Annotated in this window: 19 protein-coding genes and 2 pseudogenes; 7 read left to right on the top strand and 14 right to left on the bottom strand. The window is 69.8% G+C overall.

The annotated features are described in order from the left end of the window. Window positions 1–146 precede the first annotated feature (146 nt). A complete protein-coding gene (locus I004_RS35945) occupies window positions 147–965 on the bottom strand; it encodes a hypothetical protein (RefSeq protein ID WP_158677093.1) in 819 nt (272 codons plus the stop codon). Between the two features lie 368 nt (window positions 966–1,333). On the opposite strand from I004_RS35945, the pseudogene I004_RS35940 reads away from it, so the two are divergent. Further along, window positions 1,334–1,573: pseudogene (locus I004_RS35940) on the top strand (VOC family protein); the annotation flags it as partial. Window positions 1,574–1,637: 64 nt separating this feature from the next. On the opposite strand, the gene I004_RS0125140 reads toward I004_RS35940, so the two are convergent. From I004_RS0125140 to I004_RS0125115, 6 genes are all read right to left on the bottom strand, one after another. Further along, entirely contained in the window at window positions 1,638–2,015 is a 378-nt protein-coding gene (locus I004_RS0125140) for a hypothetical protein (RefSeq protein ID WP_028437765.1), read from the bottom strand. Further along, window positions 2,012–2,212 carry a hypothetical protein gene (locus tag I004_RS0125135; protein ID WP_199779461.1) on the bottom strand — a complete coding sequence of 67 codons (201 nt, stop codon included), beginning with the start codon at window positions 2,210–2,212 and terminating at the stop codon, window positions 2,012–2,014. Before I004_RS0125135 ends, I004_RS0125140 begins: the two co-directional genes overlap by 4 nt. Window positions 2,213–2,290: 78 nt before the next feature. After that, window positions 2,291–3,448: an NAD(P)/FAD-dependent oxidoreductase gene (locus I004_RS0125130; protein ID WP_028437763.1), complete on the bottom strand. Its 1,158-nt coding sequence runs from the start codon at window positions 3,446–3,448 to the stop codon at window positions 2,291–2,293. 164 nt (window positions 3,449–3,612) lie between these two features. Continuing rightward, window positions 3,613–3,894, bottom strand: coding sequence for a helix-turn-helix domain-containing protein (locus I004_RS0125125; protein WP_028437762.1), 282 nt, complete (start codon window positions 3,892–3,894; stop codon window positions 3,613–3,615). After that, window positions 3,894–4,385: a DUF2975 domain-containing protein gene (locus I004_RS0125120; protein ID WP_028437761.1), complete on the bottom strand. Its 492-nt coding sequence runs from the start codon at window positions 4,383–4,385 to the stop codon at window positions 3,894–3,896. The genes I004_RS0125125 and I004_RS0125120 overlap by 1 nt, the downstream gene beginning before the upstream one ends. A gap of 316 nt (window positions 4,386–4,701) precedes the next feature. Then, a complete protein-coding gene (locus I004_RS0125115; protein WP_028437760.1) occupies window positions 4,702–5,880 on the bottom strand; it encodes an alanine--tRNA ligase-related protein in 1,179 nt (392 codons plus the stop codon). 635 nt (window positions 5,881–6,515) lie between these two features. On the opposite strand from I004_RS0125115, the gene I004_RS35935 reads away from it, so the two are divergent. The 4 genes and pseudogenes from I004_RS35935 (at window position 6,516) to I004_RS35930 (ending at window position 10,516) form a co-directional block, all read left to right on the top strand. Then, window positions 6,516–7,568, top strand: coding sequence for a hypothetical protein (locus I004_RS35935; protein WP_051345414.1), 1,053 nt, complete (start codon window positions 6,516–6,518; stop codon window positions 7,566–7,568). Between the two features lie 422 nt (window positions 7,569–7,990). Next, window positions 7,991–8,485: an ATP-binding protein gene (locus I004_RS0125105; protein WP_028437759.1), complete on the top strand. Its 495-nt coding sequence runs from the start codon at window positions 7,991–7,993 to the stop codon at window positions 8,483–8,485. A gap of 158 nt (window positions 8,486–8,643) precedes the next feature. Continuing rightward, window positions 8,644–8,997, top strand: a complete 354-nt coding sequence (locus tag I004_RS0125100) for a VOC family protein (protein WP_028437758.1) — start codon at window positions 8,644–8,646, stop codon at window positions 8,995–8,997. A gap of 137 nt (window positions 8,998–9,134) precedes the next feature. After that, a pseudogene (locus I004_RS35930) lies at window positions 9,135–10,516 on the top strand (MFS transporter). Between the two features lie 175 nt (window positions 10,517–10,691). On the opposite strand, the gene I004_RS35925 reads toward I004_RS35930, so the two are convergent. The 5 genes from I004_RS35925 to I004_RS35910 all read right to left on the bottom strand — a co-directional run bounded on the left by I004_RS35925 (window position 10,692) and on the right by I004_RS35910 (window position 17,660). Beyond that, window positions 10,692–12,851, bottom strand: coding sequence for a glycosyltransferase family 39 protein (locus tag I004_RS35925; RefSeq protein ID WP_051345413.1), 2,160 nt, complete (start codon window positions 12,849–12,851; stop codon window positions 10,692–10,694). Beyond that, complete coding sequence (locus tag I004_RS35920; protein WP_078511795.1) at window positions 12,848–14,293, bottom strand: bifunctional glycosyltransferase family 2/GtrA family protein; 1,446 nt, start codon at window positions 14,291–14,293, stop codon at window positions 12,848–12,850. Before I004_RS35920 ends, I004_RS35925 begins: the two co-directional genes overlap by 4 nt. Before the next feature lie 111 nt (window positions 14,294–14,404). Then, entirely contained in the window at window positions 14,405–14,941 is a 537-nt protein-coding gene (locus I004_RS0125080; protein WP_078511794.1) for a GNAT family N-acetyltransferase, read from the bottom strand. A 23-nt stretch (window positions 14,942–14,964) separates the two neighbouring features. Further along, window positions 14,965–16,842 carry a sensor histidine kinase gene (locus tag I004_RS35915; protein WP_486580257.1) on the bottom strand — a complete coding sequence of 626 codons (1,878 nt, stop codon included), beginning with the start codon at window positions 16,840–16,842 and terminating at the stop codon, window positions 14,965–14,967. After that, on the bottom strand, window positions 16,839–17,660 hold the full coding sequence (locus tag I004_RS35910) for a response regulator transcription factor (protein WP_078511793.1): 822 nt from the start codon (window positions 17,658–17,660) through the stop codon (window positions 16,839–16,841). The genes I004_RS35915 and I004_RS35910 overlap by 4 nt, the downstream gene beginning before the upstream one ends. 285 nt (window positions 17,661–17,945) lie before the next feature. Between I004_RS35910 and I004_RS0125065 the strand changes: the two genes are divergently transcribed. After that, the gene (locus I004_RS0125065; RefSeq protein ID WP_028437756.1) at window positions 17,946–18,449 is read left to right on the top strand and encodes a MarR family transcriptional regulator; all 504 of its coding nucleotides are present in this window, start codon (window positions 17,946–17,948) and stop codon (window positions 18,447–18,449) included. 6 nt (window positions 18,450–18,455) lie between these two features. On the opposite strand, the gene I004_RS0125060 is transcribed toward I004_RS0125065, so the two are convergent. Next, window positions 18,456–19,106, bottom strand: a complete 651-nt coding sequence (locus tag I004_RS0125060) for an NAD(P)H-dependent oxidoreductase (protein WP_028437755.1) — start codon at window positions 19,104–19,106, stop codon at window positions 18,456–18,458. 138 nt (window positions 19,107–19,244) lie between these two features. Here I004_RS0125060 and I004_RS0125055 point away from each other — a divergent pair, with 138 nt between their 5' ends. Further along, on the top strand, window positions 19,245–19,916 hold the full coding sequence (locus I004_RS0125055; protein ID WP_028437754.1) for a nitroreductase: 672 nt from the start codon (window positions 19,245–19,247) through the stop codon (window positions 19,914–19,916). 106 nt (window positions 19,917–20,022) lie between these two features. Here the strand turns inward: I004_RS0125055 and I004_RS0125050 are convergent, their stop codons facing one another. Then, the gene (locus I004_RS0125050) at window positions 20,023–20,481 is read right to left on the bottom strand and encodes a lamin tail domain-containing protein (RefSeq protein WP_028437753.1); all 459 of its coding nucleotides are present in this window, start codon (window positions 20,479–20,481) and stop codon (window positions 20,023–20,025) included. Window positions 20,482–20,543: the final 62 nt, after the last annotated feature.

Raw genomic sequence — 20,543 nt, 5'->3', positions numbered from 1 at the left:
TTCGAGGCTCACTGCTGACAGCGCCGCAGGTCGATGAGTGTGCTCCCCGCCCGCGGGTGACGAGGTTTGCCGGTAGTGGCTGCCTCACCCGAGGTCACGCCACCGACAGGCCGCGTCCCCGGCCCCGGACGGAGACGGGCAGGCCCTTACGCTGCGGCGGCCAGGGCCACCGCCACGGGCATCAACCCCCATTGGCCGGCGAGGAGAGCGGTTCGCGTGGGGCGGCCCACCGCCCGGGCGGGCAGAAGCAGGACGGCGAGGCCGAGCACCCCGGAGCCGAGGAGCATCCAGGCGCCGATTTCGGAGAGAGCGGATGGTCCGACGCTGCCCAGAGCCTCATCGATGACCAGGATGACGGAGAGCATCAACAGAACAGGCAGCAGGGCGAGGGCGATGCCCGACTTGATGCGCAGATCACGGATGCCGGCTGTGCAGGGGGCACCATCGGGACTCGTGCCGTTGCTCGTCATGGCAGCGACCGCGGCATCCCGCCCGGCTTCGGACCGCGGTCGTCCCGGTGCCGTGTCAGTCGCGCCCCACTCGCTACGGCCCATTGACCACAGCGCCAGCGCCACCGCGACCGGGGCGCCGAACCATACGACGAGACCGGCTCCGGTGTTGTCGGGAACCCCGCCACCGATGACCAGACGCCACCACCCGGCACCGACGATCAGTCCTGCCCCCACCAAGGGCACAAGCGCCTGCCACCAACGCCGGTCGAAGGTCCCGCGGCGCGAGGCGCGCGCCAGCAGCACCGCACAGGCCACTGCCAGTAGGAGAGCGCCGATGCCCAGTGCGGTCTGCAAAGCCGCCGGAATCGCCAAGGGCTGGTAGGCGTCGTCGAGTTGGGACGACGGCAGGCCCTGCGAGTTGTCCTGCCCCATCAGGCCCCAGGTGGCCACCGGTACGGAGATGACCAGAACACCGGCGACCAGTAGGAGCATTCCATGTGCTCGCGTTCGCATGCCCCGATGATGCTCACGCCAGGACGTGCCGGCATGAGCACACGTACTCAACTGCTCGCGCCAGCGCCAGCTACCGTCCCTTTCAGTGCGGCTGGACCGAAGGTCCATGGGGGCCGACCGCACCAGCAGCCACCGCAACACCCCCGCGCGACAAGACTTGCCCTACCTCATCACCCCCCGCGCACGCGCGGCGATGCCGCTCCGGCGGTAGGCCGGCACCTGTCTCCGCCCGGCCGACCCCAACCACGACGAGGAATTACCAGCGAGCGCATACATGGTTCAGCGGCCCGTCGGACGAGGGTGTGTTCTCGGAAGGGGTGTCAGATTTTCCGGAGTTCGGCGGTCTGCGGATGTCGAGAACGTGCCACCGGCGCCGTCCCAGGGACATCAGCGGTCACCACCGGCCGCACGAGGAAGAAGGAGAAACCAGCATGGCGATTCAGCGGATGGACAACGTCGGCATCGTCGTCGAGGACACCGTTGCCCGCCTGCGCCCTCACGGCGCCGAACTCGTCGGCGAGATCGCCCGGTTCGAGGACAGCTATCTGCTCTGCTACGTCCGCGGCCCGGCGGGCATCATCGTCGGACTGGCCGAGCAACTGCGCTGAGAAGGAGGAATCGCGGCTCGTCCCCGCAGAGAAGTCGCTCGTCCTGGCGACTTCTCCCGGTACGTCATCCGTACCGTAGTGTCCGCTTCAACCGCTCGGACGCATGGCGGAAGTCAGTCCTGCCACGGTCTTGGCCCGATCCCGGTGAGGACGATTCGTACGAGCCGTCGGCCGTGGCCCTGATATCGGACACCACGACAGCGGCGTCCACTTCACCGTCGATTGAGAGCCGGAGTGTCTGATAGCGGGGCGGGGCGCCTTCGAACATGACGAGGAGCTCGGCCCCGGCATATTTGGCTACCCCGGTCCAGCCGGACATCAGGGCGTGCGACCGGTCGCCCGGGAGATCTACTTCCCATGCGATGAGCACTACCTCACTTACCGGGAATTCGCCGCCGTGGTGAATCAGCGTGGCCTGGTCGGCGTGGTAGCTGCTGCTCATGACGTCAGGAGCTTAATCCACTCGTGACCATCGACGATGGACCCGCGAGACGGGAAAGCAGCGACCAGGCGCGGCTCCGCTTCAGCTGGTTTGCGCGGTCCCTGCAGGACGTGCCCGACGATGAACATCCTGGCGTTCACCGCCGACGCGGTGAGCACCGAGCCGATCACGAGCAGGGACGCGTAGATGATCAGCATGCGCCGCTGGGGAAGGTGCTGGGCGAACTGCACTATGGCGTTCAGTCACCATGGTGAACCGCTGACACCGGTCTCCCGTCAGTTCACTTGTGTGGGGTCGGGGAAGGACCTGTCGCCGAAAAGGACCCGGGTTGCCGCGGCCTTTCCGAACGGCGTGCGGAGCAGGGTGAACGCCGCTGCCGCTGTAGTCGGCGTCCGTACTTGGGCCAATCCGCGGCGCAGCATGAGGCGTCCGCGGAATCGGCTGCGGAGTGCGGCTCCGTCGTAGTTGGCCATCGCGTCCGGCTTTCCGCTGCGCAGAGCGTCGTTGAGCACCTCGGCTGCGAGTTCCGACTGCCGCAGGCACGGGTCCAGGCCGCCGGCGGTGAGTGGGGAGACCGCGCCCGCCGCGTCCCCCACCAGAAGCCCGTCGGCGCAGCTGATCCGGCGCAACAGGCCGCCGACCGGGATGGGACCTCCCCGTCGCTCGACCGTTGCGGGACGTTCGATGCCGGTCAGCCCGGGCGCCGAGCGGCTGAAGCGTTCCGCGGCCCGGCGAAGACCGTCCGGATAGCGGTCGGCATAGCCTGCGACGCCGACATGGGCGTGCTGCCCGTCGTTGACCACCCAGGCCAGATATCCCGGCGCCAGTGAGGGGTCGAGTACGCAGTGGAATGTCGGTGGTTCGTCGCTTCCGGGTAGCTCGAAGACCTCTTCGGCGCCGATGATCAAGTGGTGGTTCCGGTCGAGAGCGAGGTCACGGGCGACTCTTGAGCGGGCTCCGTCCGCGCCGACGACGAAGCGGGCCTGGACCGCGGTCGGCTTGTCGCGACCGGCCAGGTGGAACGTGTTGCCTTGCCGGCCGGCATAGCGCGTGCCCAGCGCTATGCGTACGCCGGCGGCGGATGCGGCGGATGCGGACGCTTCGTAGAGGGGTGCCATGTCGCCCACCCGGTACTCGTCGCGGGGGCTGGTGAGGCTGACCGGGCGGCGCAGGTCAGGGGGGTAGAGGACCACGCGTCGGATCGGTGGTCCGAGGCAGTCGGGGGGCAGTGGGAAGTCGTCGAGCGTCTTCCGTACGAAGATTCCCGTGGTGCGGATCGCGGCGGCGAGATTGGTTCGCCGTTCGACCAGGAGCACGTCGTGGCCTTGTCGGGCGAGGAGTGTGGCGGTGTTCAGACCGGCCAGTCCGGCGCCGACGACCAATACGTCAGTACTGTCCGTGGACCCGAGACGGTAGAGGTCGGCTGTCGTCATGGTGTGCCCTGTTCCTGTAGGGGTCCGTCATCGGGCGCGGCAGGCCCCGGCCGGCTGCGGGCAGTGCGGCGACGGCCCGGGCAGCGAGGGTGAGTCATGTGGACATCGCCGGCCGGCGTCCTGACTGGTGATCGTGTGCAGGGGGCCGGCAGCCGCTGCTGCGGTCACCAGGGTGAGGACCCGGTCGGGACGGAGTCTTCGGATTCGTGCGCCCGGTGACCGTCCCCGGGGTCCCCGGAGCCCTCGGGCTCCCAGCGCAGCAGGTCTCCCGGCTGACACTCGAGCGCTTCGCAGAGCGCGGCGAGCGTGGTGAAGCGCACTGCCTTGGCGCGGCCGTTCTTGAGCACCGCCAGGTTGGCGGGTGTGATCCCCACCCGGTCCGCCAGTTCGCCTACGGACATCTTGCGCTTGGCCATCATCACGTCGATGTCGACGGTGATCGGCATCAGATCACCTCGGCCAGCTCGGCCCCCAGCCGCGACGCTTCGACGTCACGTGCGAGGGCCTGTGCGAGCAGCATCCGCAGCACGAGCACGATGAGCGCGATTCCGAAGATCGCCAGGGAGACCCCGCCCAGGAGGGCCACAACGCCCGGGGGTACGGCCTCGCCCGGTGCCAGGACCACCCCGAGCGCGAACACCAGGAGTGCCGCCGTCACGAACGCGCCGATCACGAGGTGGACGTAGCGGAATGCGGCGTGGGAGAAAACGGTGCCGCGTCGCACCATCGTCACCAGGCGCCACACGCCGAACAGGACGACCTGAACCGTGACGACGACCAGGATCGTGATCACGAGGGCCGGAGTGCGGTGGTCCGAAAGAACGCTCTCCTCCATGGCACCGGCCAGCATCGCCACCATGACCGTCTGGACGAACAACGATCCGGCGAGCAGCGCCACCGTCACGGCGCGCAGCGCAAGCACCGTCAGCTTCCCCATGGCCCCTCCCTTGGTCGACTAGCAATAGAAATCTATTGATTATCGATAGGAATGGCAAGTCTGAGGTTCACTGACGGGACGGGACCGCGCGTCCTCGGCCCCGCGGGAAGGCCCCATGGGAGGAGGTGCTGGGGCTCGTGCCTCTTGCCGCCGGTGTCCGCAGCAACGCAGTGCCAGCCCTGCATGTCGTCGTCGCTGGCCGGCCTTCCGCGGACGCTGCGAAGCAGGCCCGCAGATCCAGCTTCTGAAGGGCTCTCAGGCAGGGCCCACGAGGTTTCCCGGCGGACGCCGGCCCTGCCCCGAGTCGGACCCGCATTCACCCACGCCATGATTCTTGCCGCAGGCCCAGGACCAGATCGCGCGGCAGCCCGTGGGTGTCGTGGAGGTAGTCGAAGTCCTCTTCTTTCAGCGGGCCTTGGAACCGGGGCCGGGCGAGCACCTGTCGGCCGCGCTCCAGGAGCTGCCTGAACCGGCGCTCCTCCTCAAGCAGCTGTCGCCGCACGTCGCCGGAATCCACTTCCTGCCGGAAGTGGTCGAGGGTGTGTGTCACCAACTCCTCCGGCAGGTCTCCGAGACCGCGCGACGGATCGTCCCGCCACAGCACGGTGAGCGCCCGTCGCACCAGGCGGCGCAGCACGTAGCCCCGGCCGGTGTTGGTCGGGCGCACGCCGTCGCCGAGGACCACGATGGCCGAGCGCAGGTGGTCGTAGACCAGACGCCGGGACACTTCGTTCAATGGCCACAGGGTCGGCACGTGACGACGCCAGGGTTCGAAGACGTCGCATTCGAACACTGACGACGCGCTCTGCAGCAGAGAGGCCAGCCGCTCCAGCCCGAGGCCGGTGTCGAGGTTGCGCTGGGGAAGCGGCACGAGGGAACCGTCCTCGAGTCTGCGATGGCGCATCATCACGTGGTTCCACACCTCCACCCAGCGGTTGTCGCGGGTGGGCGTCGACCGGGGCGGGGTATCGCCGCTCCAGAGGAAGATCTCCGAGTCGGGGCCGCAGGGGCCGACCGGCCCGTTGGACCACCAGTTGTTTTCCACGGTGAGTTCCACGGGAACGCCGAGGCTCTGCCACAACTCCAGGGAAGCGGTGTCAGGCCCGGTCTGATCGTCGCCGCCGTAGACGGTGGCATGCAACAGGCCCGGATCCACGCCCAACCCCTCGGTGAGCAGCCTGTACCCCCAGTCGAGACTGAGCGGGCCCTCGTAGTCGCCCAGCGACCAGGTGCCAAGCATCTCGAAGACGGTCAGATGAGTGGCATCGCCGACCTCCTCCAGGTCCGTGGTGCGCAGACAGCGCTGCACATTCACCAGCCGCCTTCCCAGCGGATGGGGACGCCCCTCCAGATACGGGGTGAGCGGATGCATGCCGGAAGTGGTGAACAGCACCGAGTCGCCAGGTGGTGGCAGCATTGTCGAGCCGGTGATCCGGCGGTGATCACGCTCCTGGAAGTACTCGAGGAACGTGCGGACGATCTGCTCCGTGTTCATGAGGGTGGCTCCTTCGCGTCACAGCGGGGGAGGCACCGGACAACGAACCGCGCGGGTCATCGAACCGAGGCGAGAAGTCAAGAACGCCGCAGAACCACCGACGGGCCGTTTCCGGTCGCCGGTGGGGAAGAGGGGAAGGTCAGACGGCGGCAACCGGCGAGCTGGTCGCTCGCGCGGTCGCGATGGTGCTTCGGCCGGTGACGTTCATGCGGCGACCGTAACTCGCCGAGCCCTACGACGCACACGAATTTCCCGCCGGGGCGTCCCGGTCCCGCGCGGTCCCGCAAGGCGGCGCCACCGAGAACCCGACTCCTCCTGCAGGAGCGAACTGCCGTCGGCACACCGAGACGCTTCGCGCCGTACGTCTCCCACTCCCCGGCGCTAATGCGGGAGGCTGCCCCGCCCGTCCAGGTAGTGCATCTCAGCGCAGATTCGGTCGCGCTCCGGGCCCCTCGGCGGGGGCCGCGGACCCAGAGCTTGCAAGGGCGGGGGCCGTTCGGCGGTAGGCCAGGTGAGGCAGCCGTCACGTGCGGCTACGGATGAATTGTCATCTCATCAGTCCGACTGGCGACAGGCCGCCGGGTGCCGTGCAGATGACGTGCCGTTTCACTCTCAGCGCTGAGGAAGGCGTAGCGATGAAGATCATCTTGCGGTCCGGAGCCGTGACCGCCGCGGTCGGTGTGGGACTGAGCCTTGCCGTCCTGCCGGCCGTGCCGGCCAACGCGGCCGGGGGGATTCATGTGCGGTGCAATGACATTCCCGGTCTGGTGAAGGCGATCAACAAGGCCAACGCCAGCCCCAATGTCGGCCGCATCACCCTCGCGTCCCACTGCACCTACAACCTGACCACCCCCAACAACGCGGACGACGGGTTGCCGGAGATCACCGGGAATGTGACCCTCTCCGGCCGGGACACCACCATCCGCCGTGCCCCGAGCGCGACGCAGGACTTCCGTATCCTCCACGTCGTCTCCGGTGGCACCCTCAACCTGAACTCACTCACCATCAGCAACGGCATTGTGGGTACCGGCCTCTCCGGCGGTGGCATCGCGAACAACAGCGGCACGCTGAACCTGAACCGCACGGTCGTCAGGAACAACAGTGCGGGCAACGGTGGCGGTCTCTCCAACAGCGGTGGACGGACCAACCTCGACCGCAGCACCCTCGAGAGCAACACCGCAGCCACCTTCGGCGGCGGAGTCATCAACGACGGTAACGGCACGTTGAAGATGAAGGGCGGGTCCATGCTCAGGAACCGCGCGCTCGCCATCGGTGGCGGTCTGGAGAACATTCTCGGTACCGCGTCTCTGGAGTCCGTATCGGTCAGGGGCAACACCGCTCCGCTGGGTGGCGGCCTCCGCAACGTGAACGGCTCCACCCTGCGCCTGAAGTCGACCACCGTCAGGGACAACATCGCTGTCAACGGTGCGGGCATCTCGAACAGCACCGGAAGTACCGTCACGCTGGTCCGGAGCCTGGTCACGCGCAACACGGCGATCACCGCCGGCGGCGGCATCCTCAATCAAGGGGGTCAGGTCACGCTCACCAACAGCAGGGTCATCCGCAACACTCCGGACAACTGCAGCCCCGAAGGCAGCGTCCCCGGATGCACCAACCCCGCGAACGCCGTCACTCCGCCGGCCGCAAAACTTCCTCCGGCCGCCGACCTCAAGAAGACCCGCAAGTGAGTCGTCCGAGCTGAACCATGGTCACGCGCCGGTGACTCCGGTACGGGCCGGGACCTGATGGTTCTTCGCGCGCAGTGGTGAACGACGAACGCATGGCGGGACCCCTTCGCTGGGTCCCGCCATGCGAGTCCGGAGCGAGAAGACAGGCCGCACCGTGGTCGGAGTGGACGGTTCAGACCCCTCACGGAAGGCCCTCCGCTGGGCTGTGCGCCAGGCGGAACCCACTCGGAGTCTGGTGGTTGGCAGTGACTGCCGGGACCTGCCGCCGTCCCACGGCACGCTCGTCGGCCTGATGCCCCCTGCCAACAGCGGTGCCACAGCTCAGGACGGTGAGAACCACAGGCACCCGAGGGAAGTCGTCAGGGGAATCCCGGGATCGCAGCCAGCGCTCACAAGGCATCACGACCGCTACGGTCTGCCGGATGACTGACTGTCGGCCCGTCGTATGGCTGCTCACCGGGATGCCGGGATCCGGGAAGACCACTTTCGCGAAGGCATTGGCGCGAGGCGGCGTCGTCCGCCTGTCCGTGGATGACGAAATGACGGCCCGGCACGGACGAATCGGCAAGGACTACGCCGAGCACGAACACCTCGCGCTGCAGGCCCCTGTGATCGAGGACGTTCGGCGGCAGCTCGTCGAGATCCTCGGGGAAGGTCGTTCGGTCGTTCTGGATCACGGTCTGGGTACGCGTTCCGCAAGGGACGACTACAAGCAGATCGTGACGGAGCACGGCGCACAGTGGCGGCTCGTCCACTTCCAGGCCGATCACGATGAGTTGCTGCGGCGACTGGCCAAGCGCAACGACGATCCGGAACAGGGCGTGGTGTTGCCGGAGACTCTGGCATGGATCGCCGAGCACTCGGAGCCCCCGGAGGGCGAAGGGGAAGAGCCCCCGGCGCTGCCAACTCCAGCCTGAGGCAGGCCGGTCGAGATGGCGCCGGTCATGTTGCGGGCTGGGTCGTGGCGGACTGCCGCCGACCGCCCGGCCAACGTCCCTGGTCAAGGGGCGAGTTGCCGACTGTCGGGTTCTGCCGTGATCGAGACGGGGGGACGCCGCACTGGCAGGATGACGGCATGGAACATGTGCTGGGAATCGGTGGGTACTTCATGCGCGCCGCCGACCCGAAGGCCCTGAGCGCGTGGTACCGCGATTGCCTGGGCCTGGACGCGGATGAGCATGGCCTGTGGCATCAGGGCGTCGGGCCCACGGTGTTCGCGACGTTCGAGTCCGGGACCGACTACTTCGGGTCCCGCGCCCAGCAGTCCATGCTCAACTTCCGCGTCCGCGACCTGGACGCGATGCTCGCGCAGTTGCGCGCCGCGGGAGCGGAGGTGGCCGAAGAGACGCAGGACATGGACGGGGTGGGTCGCTTCGGCTGGGTCACCGACCCTGAGGGCAATCGGGTCGAGTTGTGGGAGCCTGCGTGACCGCTCAGGAAGCGCCGGCCTTGGGTTCGTAGCGTCGCCTCCCTCAGGAGCGAAGGGAGCAGGGCTGGCCTTGACGTCGAGTCGCGGCTGCCGAAAACAGGTTGAGGGTTGCTGACCGGACCGCGAATCTGGCGCACATGCCATACGCCGCCGTCCATCGCCGTAGTCGGCGCGATCACCTTTCCTCCCCGGACGGCATGCCGTTTCTCGGCGTGACCGGGCACACCCTCATTGCAGCTCCGAGGACCCCGGCCGGACGAGCCGGACCGGTTCGCATCCCGCGCCGTGCGCCCCGCCGACTCGCCCCGTACGCACGGCTGTTCGCTGTTCCGGGAACTCGCGCATTCACCACGGGGAACCTGCTTGCCCGGCTTCCCATGGGGATGCTCGGTGTTTCCGCCGTCATCATGATCGCGAGCACGCGCGACTCGTATGCGCTGGCAGGTGCCGTGACCGCAACGGGACTGGCTGCCACGGGCGTTGTGGGTCCGTTGACGGCCCGGCTGATCGACCGGCATGGGCAGGCACGGGTCGCGCTGCCCGCGACACTGGTCGCAGTTGCCGGAGCGGTGTCGCTGACCGCATGCGTGCGGTTCGGGGCACCGGACTGGACGCTCTTCGCCTCGTACGCGCTCACTGCCACCACACCGAACACCGGTGGCATGTCGCGGGCCCGTTGGGCGCATCTCTTCCGTCGGGATCCCGCCGCCCGGCACACCGCGAACTCCTTCGAGCAGGCCGCCGACGAGCTGTGCTTCATGGCCGGCCCGCCCCTTGCCGCACTGCTGTGCACGCGGCTCTTCCCGGAATCGGGCACCTTGGCAGGAGCCGTACTTCTGCTTCTGGGGATGCTCATCTTCACAGGGCAGCGCGGCACCGAGCCCCCAGTGGCCCCCGGAAGGCCGGTCTCGCCGCTTCGCCTCTGCGACTGCGCGCCCTGACACCGTTGTTGGTGACGTTTCTGTGCACCGGAGCCGTGTTCGGAGCGTTGGAGGTCGCGACGATCGCATTCGCCGACGAGCGTGGGCAGCAAGCGGCCGCGGGTGTCGTGCTCGGCTGCCAGGCACTGGGGTCGGCCGTGGCCGGCCTGCTCATCGGCACACTGAGGGTGCCGACCACACCGCTCATCCGCCGCTTCGCGCTGTGCGTCGGCGTGATGGCGGTCCTGGCTTGGCTGCCACTCACTGCCGCGTCGAGCGGGAGCCTGCCACTACTGGCAGTGGCGCTGCTCGTCGCCGGCATGGGCACCGCGCCGACGATGGTGACGGGCATGACGCTGATCCAGGAGACCGTCCCGGCAGCACGGTTGAACGAGGGCATGACGTACGCCGTGACCGCCCTTCTGACCGGCGTCGCCACCGGGGCGGCCGCCGGAGGCCGGGTGGCTGACCACGCCCACCACCTCGACTGGCCCGCCACGTTCACAGTGCCGACTACGGCCGCGCTCCTCGCCGCGGCGGCAGCCTCTTCGGCGTTCGTCCTGTCCATGTGGAGGGCTCGGACGCCGGTCAGCGGCTAGGTAGGCAACGCCGCGGGCCGGTGACCACCCACCGCCCCTCGGCCCTCGGAATCGGCTTGATCGGCCGCCCCAGGGCCCGCGTCACAGCACACTCCTCCCCGGGACCCCTGCGTCAGGGTGTCCCTGACACTCCAGGAGTGTCAGGGACACCCTGACAACTGTCAGGAGTCTGCCATTACAGAGACTGCCTCCGGTCGCTGTCCGACTTCTGCTTCTGCTGCGTCAGGTCGTAGAGAGTGGTCTTGCCGGACTTCTCCTTGGTGAAGTGCTTCTCGACCCAGTCAGAGATCTTGGTGGAGTTGCCCTGCCGGCCGCCCGGACCGCCCATGCCGCCGCTGATGAAGTAGTGGATCTCGCCTTCTTCCACGTACTTCTTGAACTGCGCCAGGGTGGGAGCCGGGTCGGTGCCGTTGAAGCCTCCGATGGACATCACCGGCTGCTCGGCGGCCAGTTGGTAGCTCGCACCGTTCATCGCGCCGATGGTGGCCGCGACCCAGGTGTAGTGCGCAGCGTCCTTGGCGAGCTTCGCCTTGGTGGCCTTGCCGACCTGCTGTCCGTCGAGCAGTCCGCCCATGCCGCCGCGGGGCATCCGCTCGGGGTTCCTGCCGTTCGGGCCCCCGCCGGGCAAGCCGTCGTCCGGCTGGCCGCTCTGCCCCGGGCGGCCGGACCCGGCGGTGGCGCCGGGCGGCGGGAACTGCCCTGTGGGGCCGGCCTGTTGGCCTCCGCCGGCCGGTGGGCCGGGGAAGCCCGCGCGGCCCTCCCCGCCGCTCGGCCCGCCGAAGCGGGCTCCGCCGGGTCCGCCGAAGCGTGCCGACGCGGGCCCGGCCGTCACGATGGCGCCGGAGTGCGGGGTGTGGACGGTGCTCAGCGTGTACGCCACGGGCCCCGCCAGCGATGCCGCCAGTCCCAGCCCGGCGATGACGGCCAACGCGGGTTTCCCCGCAACTCGCTTCGGCAGCAACGCCGTTGCCAGGAAGCCGAGCGCGGCTGCCGTTCCCCCGGCGAGGACTGCCCACTTGAGCCACGGCAGCCAGCCGGCCGCCCGGTCGAGCAGGACGTATGACCACACGGCTGTCACTGCCACCGCGACTGCCAGTGTCACGGTGGCGGCGCGGCGCTCACGGCTCCGCCACAGCAGCACCGTCCCGATGGCCACGACCGCGGCGACGTACGGGGCGAGAGCAATGGTGTAGTACTCGTGGAAGATCCCCGACATCAGGCTGAAGACCGCAACCGTGATCAGGAGCGAGCCGCCCCAAGCCAGAAGTGCCGCACGCTGCATGTCGGTTCGTGCGGCGCTGCGCGTGAGTACCAACGCCGCGACGAGTAGGAGAAGAGCCGCGGGCAGCAGCCAGGAGATCTGTCCCCCGACCGTCTGGTTGAACATCCTTCCGACTCCGCTCTCGCCGAACATGCCTCCGCCGGGGCCACCACCCGGACCGCCGGGGCCTCCGCCTCGCCCCGCCCCCGGCCCGACGCTTCCGACCTCGTTGCCGGTGATACGGCCCAACCCGTTGTAGCCGAGGGTCAGTTCGAGAAAGCTGTTGTTCTGCGAGCCCCCCACGTACGGGCGGGAGCCCGCGGGCCACAGCTCGACGAGGGCGACCCACCAGCCGCAGCTCGCCAGCATCGCGAGGCCGGCGAGCAGCAGCCGCCCGATGCGGCGCGGCAGCGATGGCTGTGCGCACACCAGATAGACGAGGGCCAGCGGCGGCACGACCAACCAGGCCTGAAGTGTCTTGACGAGAAAGGCCAGTCCGAGAGCGACGCCGCACAGGAGCAGCCACCGGATGCGGGTGTCCTCGACGGCACGCAGCAGGCAGTACACCGCGCACACGGACAGCAGGCACAGCAGGGCGTCCGGGTTGTTGAACCGGAACATCAGCGCGGCGACGGGTGTCAGTGCGGTGAGTCCGCCCGCCAGCAGGCCTGCCGCGGGGCCGAACCAGCGCCGTACGGACGCGTGGAGCACGGCGACGGTGGCGACCCCTGCCAGCGCTTGCGGCACCAGGATCTGCCAGGCACCCAGCCCGAACAGCCGCACGGACAGCGCCATCGGCCACAGCGCGGCGGGCGGCTTGTCGACCGTGATCACGTTGCCGGAGTCGAGCGAGCCGAAGAGGAACGCCTTCCAGCTCTGGCTGCCCGCCTGGGCGGCCGCTGAGTAGAAGGAGTTGGCGTAACCCGAGGCGCCGAGCCCGTAGAGGAACAGGACCGCCGTGACGGCGAGCAGCGCCCAGTAGGCGGGTCGTTCCCACCGGGGACGGGCGGCGCGGGCGTCCTTCCGCCCGCCGAGGCGGGCGGCGGGGAGGAGGGTGCGGGCGAGGCTGGTCATGCGGAGGTCCGTTCCGTGAAGGTGTCATCGCCGCCGCGGGCGTCGCCGTGCGCGCTCCAGGCGTTCAGGTCGGGGGCATGGGCTTCACCGGCTCCAGCGAGGTCCCCGGGGCCGCCGGGTTCAACGGGCCGGTCGTCGTGGCCTTTTCGGGCGTCCTCCTCGGCTCCGTCCTCCGCGAACTCCCCGGCGAAGACCCAGGTGCGGAAGAGCAGGAAACGCAGCAGTGTCGCGGCCAGGTTGGCGACGATGAGGACCGTGAGCTCCGTGCTGCGTGCCGGGTGCGCGTCCGCGGTCTCCAGCGCGGCGAGTGAGCCGCTGGTGAGCGCCAGCCCGATCCCGAAGACCAGCAGGCCCTGCGCGTGGCTGCGCACGAGGCCCGCGCGCCCGCGGACACGGAAGGTGTGACGGCGGTTGGCGGCCGTGTTGCCGAGCGCGGTGAGCAGCAGCGCGAGCGCGTTGGCGTACTGCGGGCCCACTCCGAGGCGCAGCAGCGAGTAGAGCGCCAGGTAGGCGAGAGTGCTGACGGCGCCGACGACGCAGAAGCTGGCCAGTTGGCGGACCAGCCCGTTCGGGACTCCTCGCAGGGCGCGGTCGCGTGGATCGTCCCCGAAGGGCCGCCGGAGCCGTCCGAGCGGCAGTGCGCCCGTGGCCAGTCCGCGTCCCACGCGCCACACGCCACGCAGGTCGGCGAGGGCCGTGCGGAACAGCTCGACCCGGCTGTCCGGGTCGTCGACCCAGTCGACCGGCACCTCGTGGATCCGCAGCCCGGCACGCTCGGCGAGCACCAGCAGCTCCGTGTCGAAGAACCAGCCTGTGTCCTGGACGAGCGGCAGCAGCCGGTCCGCCACATCTCCGCGGACGGCCTTGAAGCCGCACTGCGCGTCGGAGAAGCGGGCGGAGAGCGAGCCGCGGAGGATCAGGTTGTACGCGCGGGAGATCAGCTCCCTCTTCGGGCCGCGCACCACCCGGGCGCCCCCGGCCAGCCGCGTCCCTATGGCGATGTCGGAGTGTCCCGAGATCAGCGGCGCGACGAGGGGGAGCAGGGCGTTGAGGTCGGTGGAGAGATCCACGTCCAGGTAGGTGCGCACCGGTGCGTCCGAACGGCTCCACACCGTGTGCAGGGCGCGGCCGCGTCCCTTCTCCTCCAGGCGTACGGCCACGACGCCGCTCAGTTCGAGCGCGAGACGGGTGGCGATCCGCTGTGTTCCGTCGGTGCTGGCGTTGTCGGCGATGGTGATGCGGAAGCCGTACGGGAAGTGGCTGTCGAGGTAGCCGTGCAGGCGCCGGACCGAACTCTCAAGAGTGCGCTCCTCGTTGTACACGGGCACGACCACGTCGAGCACCGTCGGAGCGGTCTCGTTCCGCGGCCCTGGCAGCGCCAGCGGGCGACGGATGGGCAGGCGCTCTGTGGGGGGCTCTGCCGGTGGGGTGTCTGTTCGCATGCCCGGAACAGTCGCCGACCGCCCTGTCAGGACCGTATGCCGAGCCTGTGTGCTGGCTGTGAATCGGAAGGTGTGCAGGTCGGAGGCGCTCCGGCCGGTCCGAACGCTGCCTCAGGGAAGGAAGCGCTGCATCCACAGCGAGCTGATGTACTGCCCGTGCTTCACCGCGTACTCGCGGAAGACGCCCACGTCCGTGAAGCCGAACTTCCGGTGCAGTGCGATCGATGCGTCATTGGGCAGGGCGATGCCTGAGACGACGACGTGGACCGGCTCGTCGGCGAGACTGTCGAACAGCGCGCTGTAGAGCATGGTTCCGATGCCCCGGCTCCGGGCCGCGGCGTTGAGCGCGATGCTCACTTCGACGGTCTCACGGAAGGCTTCATGGGCCCGGTACTGCTGGGTGCAGGCGTAGCCCAGCACCTGGTCGCCGTCTCGTGCGACGAACGCTCGGTAGGGGCCCGTCGAGGCGAAGTGGCCGAACCAGTCCCGCCGTTCGGCCACGCTGATCGGGCGGGTGTCGAAGGTGGCGATCGAATTCTCCGCCGTGAAGTTCATGATGCCGACGATCGTCGGAAGGTCGTCCTCCGTCGCCGGCTGGATCGCGATGCCGCCGAAGGAGGACGAGCCGACGTCACTTCTGCCGCCCATGACCGGACTCCTTCGTCTCTTGATCAGGAAGACCCGCCCACGGCACGGGCGTTGGGGCCGGTCGTGCTGTTCTCCGCTGCCAGGGTAGGCGCAGCCGCGTCGCCGTTGTTGCCGGCCGCCGAGGCAGAAGTTGAGGCTGCCGGGTCGTCCGGGGCGTCGCCGGCGCCCTCGTCGTCCGCGGTGGGGAATGGGCCGCGCACGCCGTGAATGGCCACTTCGCTGTCCGCGCGATCCGCGTGCGGTGTTCCTTCAGCCATTGCCGCCGCGGGGAGCCGCACGGCGAAGACGGTACGGCCCGGCTCACTCGCCACGGTCACCCGGCCGTCGTGCGCGGTGACGACGGCCTCCACGATGGCCAGACCGAGTCCTGTGCTTCCGTGGGCACGCGAGCGCGTGGCATCGCCGCGCGCGAACCGCTCGAAGATGTGGGGAAGTACGTCCGGCGGAATGCCCGTTCCGTCGTCCTCGATCTCCACGACGACGTCGCCGTGGGCGGACACGGGCCGCACGCGCGCGGTGACCGTCGAACCGGGGGGCGTGTGCGTACGGGCGTTGGCGAGCAGGTTGATCAGGACTTGCTGCAACCGCTTGGCGTCGCCGCGCACTTCGACGGGTTCGGCGGGCAGTTCGAGCCGCCACAGGTGGTCTGGCCCGGCCACGCGTGCGTCGCTGACCGCGTCCACGACGAGCGAGGACAGGCCCACGTCCGTACGTTCCAGCGGTCTTCCCGCGTCCAGCCGTGCGAGCAGCAGCAGGTCCTCCACGAGATCCGACATCCGTGTCGCCTCGGACTCGATCCTGTCGAGTGCGTGCCGCGTGCTCGGCAGGCCGTCGGCGGCGGACGGGCCCGACCCGGCCGGCGCGGGGTCGGCCCCGGGTCTGTCCCCGCCGTTGCTTCCGTGCGCCCGCGCACGTTCGTGCCCGTGCCCGTCGGTGCCCGCGGCAGCGGCGCTGTCCGGGCCCGCGGAGACCCTTCGGGTCAGCTCCGCGTAGCCGCGGATGGAGGCCAGCGGGGTGCGCAGTTCGTGGCTGGCGTCCGCGACGAACCTGCGGAGCCGGATCTCGCTCTGCTGCCGGGCCTCCAGCGCCGAACTGACGTGTCCGAGCAGCTTGTTGAGCGCCGCGCCGACCTGCCCGGCCTCGGTGCGGGAGTCCGTGTCGCGTTCCGACACCCGGTGCGGCATCGTCACGACGCCGCTGTGAAGGGGCAGTTCGGTGACCTGGGTCGCGGTCGCGGCGACGCGGCGCAGAGGGCGCAGGGCGATGCGCACCATCGCCGCGCCCGCCAGGCCCGCGGCGATCAGACCGGCGGCCGATACGCAGATCTCGACCACGACGAGGGTCTTCAGCGTCGACTGGACGCCGCTCATCGGCAGGCCGAGCAGCAGTCCGTCCACCTGGCCGTCCAGCTGTTCCGGCAGCCCGCCGGACTGGACGCGGTAGTCGCCCAGCCCCGGCAGCGACACCGTGTGCGGACGGCCGTCGCGCGGCACGTCGTCGAGCGCCGCGCGCTGTGCGGTGGTCAGCCTGGTGAGCCGGTCCGACTGTTCGGTGCCGGGGCCGCCGCCGGGGTCCGTGCTTCGCGCCGCGCTGGTGAGCCGGCCGTCGTCGCTCGTGCGCGCGCCGACGGTGCCGATGGGCTGCCCGGGGATGGCGACGAACCGTACGTCGTCAGGTTGCGGCAGGGCGGCGCCCGGGGGTCCGTACGACCGCTGCACCGAAGCGCGCAGTTCGTCGTCAAGACGCGATTTGAGCGAGGAGTTGACGGCGACGGCGGTGACCGTGCCGATCACCGCGCACACGACGGCGATCAGCGTCACGGCGGAGACGACGAGTTGGGTGCGCAGCGACCAGCGCCTGGACGTCCCGGTCGGGCGTCGCGGCGGCCGTTGCCGTGTCACGGCCGTTCCCCTCCGCCGGAGCCGCCGGAGCCGCCGATGTGCCGGGCGGCCGCGTCCGGCTCGCCCCCGACGGGGGCGGGCGCGGCGATGCCCGGAGGCTGCTCGTCGGACGGAGGCTTGATGAGATAACCGGCTCCCCGGCGCGTGTGGATCAGCGGCGCCCGTCCGGCGTCGATCTTCCGTCGCAGATACGAGATGTACAGCTCGACGACGTTGGCCCGGCCGCCGAAGTCGTAGCTCCACACCCGGTCGAGTATCTGTGCCTTGCTCAGCACCCGGCGCGGGTTCCGCATGAGGTAGCGCAGCAGCTCGAACTCCGTCGCGGTGAGCTGGATCTCGGTGTCTCCCCGGGTCACTTCGTGGCTCTCCTCGTCGAGCGTGAGATCGCCGACCTGGAGCACCGACTCCGGGCGTCCCGTGAGCGCACCGGATCTGCGCAGCAGCCCGCGCAGTCGTGCCACGAGCTCCTCGAGCGAGAACGGCTTGGTGACGTAGTCGTCGCCGCCGGCCGTCAGCCCGGCGATGCGGTCCTCCACGGCGTCCTTGGCCGTCAGGAACAGCACCGGAACCTCCGGCAGTTCGCGCCGCAGACCGCCGAGCACGGCCAGTCCGTCCATGTCGGGCAGCATCACGTCGAGGACGACGGCGTCCGGCCGCCATGCCCGCGCGGTGCGCAGCGCCGAGGTGCCGTCGCCCTCCGCGCGGGTCTCCCAGCCCTCGTAGCGCAGAGCCATCGAGAGCAGATCGGCGAGCGCGTCCTCGTCGTCGACCACGAGGACCCGGGACGGGCGGCCGCAGGCGGCGGCGTTGTCGGTCATCGGCACAGCATGTGGCTCTTTCCTGAGTACTGGCTGTGAGTTCGCTGTGAGAACGCTGAGAGCGCCCGCTGCGCGCCAGGTCGCGCGCCCGGGGACGAGAGCCCGGTGCACGCGGTGGCCTTCGGTGGCTCTCGCCCTGCACCGGGACGCGGGGGCGCCGTAGCGGCCACGGCCGGGCACCGGCCCCCTTGCTGAACAGACGGCGGTCACGGGAGGTTCCCGGAGCGGGGCATTTAGTTTCAAACGATACGGTATCGAATGAACGGATAGCGGTACAGTGGCCGCATGACAGCCGACGCTCGTCACCGAACCGCCGTCTCTCGTGCCACCGACCGTCCCGGGGACGAGTCGCCTTTTGCCCTCGGCCTGCTGCTGCGCCGGGCGCACTGGCGCGCGGCCACGGTGATGGCGGAGGCGCTCCGGCCGCTCGGTATCGAGTTGCGGCACTTCGCCGTGCTGATCGAGCTGGTCAACCGCGGGCCCACGATGCAGCGGGATCTGGTGACGGCGACGGGGTCGGACAAGGCGGGGATCATGCGGGTCGTGGACGACCTGGAACGCAGGGGGCTGGCCGTACGCAAGACCGTTCCGGGGGACCGGCGAGTGCGGGCAGTGGAGATCACGCCCCAGGGGCTGGAGCTCTTCGACGCGGCTCATGTGGCGGCGGAACCGCTGGCCGAGCATCTGGTTGCCGAGCTGGAGCCCGGTGAGTCCGGGCGGCTGATGGATCTGCTGACCCGGTTCGCCGATCCCGCGGACGGCACGGGCCCCGCAGGCGGTGAGGCGTAGGCGCGCTCACGCGGCGAAGCGCTCCGCGAGTTCCTTGGCCTTGGTGGCCGCGTCCTCGACGGCGCGCCTGCGGGAGGCCTCGTAGAGGGGGATCAGTGCCGACATGGCCGGGTTGCGGGGAGCCATGGTGAGCTCCGGGACGATGAAGTCGACGTCCAGGCCGAGGGTGCCCTCGAGGACGGCCACCAGGTAGTTCTGCACGAATTCGTAGCCCTCGCGCGGAGTGCCGGGTGCGTACGAGCCGCCGCGGCTGGCGACGACGACGACCGGAGTGCCCTGGGCGGACGGGGTCTCTCCGGTGGTGCGGCCGAGCAGGAGCACGTTGTCCAGCCAGGCCTTGAGGGTCGACGGGATCGAGAAGTTGTACATGGGGGCGCCGATCAGGATGGCGTCCGCCCGCTCGAGCTCTTCGATGATCTTCAGGCGCCCTGCGAACGCGGCTGACTGCTCCGGGGTGCGCTCGGACGGGGCGACGTACCCGGCGGACCAGGCTTCAGCCGTGATGTGCGGAACGGGATCGGCGGCGACGTCGCGGTAGATCACCGTGCCCTCCGGATGCTGCTCCTCCCAGGCCCGGCGGAAGGCGTCCGCGACCGAGCGGGACGAGGACCTCTCGCCGGCGAAGACGGACGAGTCGATGTGCAGCAGCGTGGCCATGGGCTTCCTCCAGAGATCCGCGCCCGAGGCGGGAGCCAAGGGCCGGGGTCAGTGTTCATCGAGATGGTATCGAACGATACTATCTCGAACGAGTCTAACGAGGGAAACGCACATCGAGCAGCTGGGAGGCAGGCGATCTTGGATGTCTACGAGGCGGTCACGAGCCGGCGAGCGGTCCGGGGATTCACCGATCGGCACGTCCCGCGGGAGGCGCTGGATCGAGTGCTGTCCGCGGCGGCATGGGCGCCGTCCGGTTCGAATCTCCAGCCGTGGCACGCCTACGTGGTGACCGGCGGGCCGCTGGCCGAACTCAAGAAGCGCGCCGGCGAGCGCGTGGCCTCGGGCGACCCGTGGGACGAGCCGGAGTACCAGCAGTACCCGCCCGCGACGCTGAAGTCCCCGTACGGCGAGCGCCGTTCCGCCTTCGGCGAGCAGCGGTACGGCGCACTCGGCGTTCCGCGTGGCGACCTGGAGGCGCGCCAGCGGGCGGCTGCCGCGAACTGGCAGTGCTTCGGCGCGCCCGCCGCCCTGTTCTGCTACATCGACCCCGGCCTGGGCCGGCCCCAGTGGTCCGACGTCGGCATGTATCTGCAGACCGTCATGCTGCTGCTCCGCGCGGAAGGGCTGCACAGCTGCGCGCAGATGGCATGGGCGAAGTACCACGAGACCGTCGCGGAGGTTCTCTCACCCCCGGACGAACTCATCCTCTTCTGCGGCATGTCGATCGGGTTCGAGGACGTCTCCGCGGACTGCATCCGTACGGGCCGGGCGCCGCTGGAGGAGACGGTCACGTTCGTCGACGGTCTCTGACGTCCTCTCCGGCCGGCCGGAGAGGACCGGAGCCGCCGCCGCACAGCCCTGCGCTCCGCGGCCGGGTTCCGGCCGCGGAGCGCAGGGGTCAGAGCGGTGCTACTGGTCAGCGGCGGCCGTAGCGGCCCCACGCCTTGGTGTCGATCCAGCGGCCGCTGTCGTCGCGGAGGGTGGCGGCGTCACGGCTGTCCCACACCGAGGTCCTGCGGTCCTGGTAGACGTGGCGGCCGTTGTCGCGGCCGACGCCGGTGTGGACGATGACCGAGTCGTGGCCCCGCAGCCACACCTGGCGGAAGCGGTAGCGGTTGCCCTCGCGGTCCGTGAGGGTCCAGCCGTTCAGCCGTACCGTCTGGCGGCCGGTGTTGCGCACCTCGACCCATTCCGAGTTCAGGCCGCGGTCGTAGCGGCTGTTCCAGTCGGTGTCGTGCTGCACCTGTCCGATCTTCACCGCCGAGCGCGGGGCGTGCGGGTAGTCGGAGGCCGTCGCCGGGAGCGCTGCCGCACCCAGCAGGGCTCCGGAGGCCAGAAGTGTGGCCGCGAGGCGGAGCGGACGAGAAGCAGACATGTGGTGTCTCCTCGAAGTCGTGCACACACGGCCGGACGTGGCCGGCCGGTGCGATCGGATTC

The organism is Streptomyces sp. TAA486 (assembly GCF_000426165.1).
Note: the sequence above shows the minus strand (reverse complement) of the source record. Positions and strands in the feature narration are given on the sequence as shown.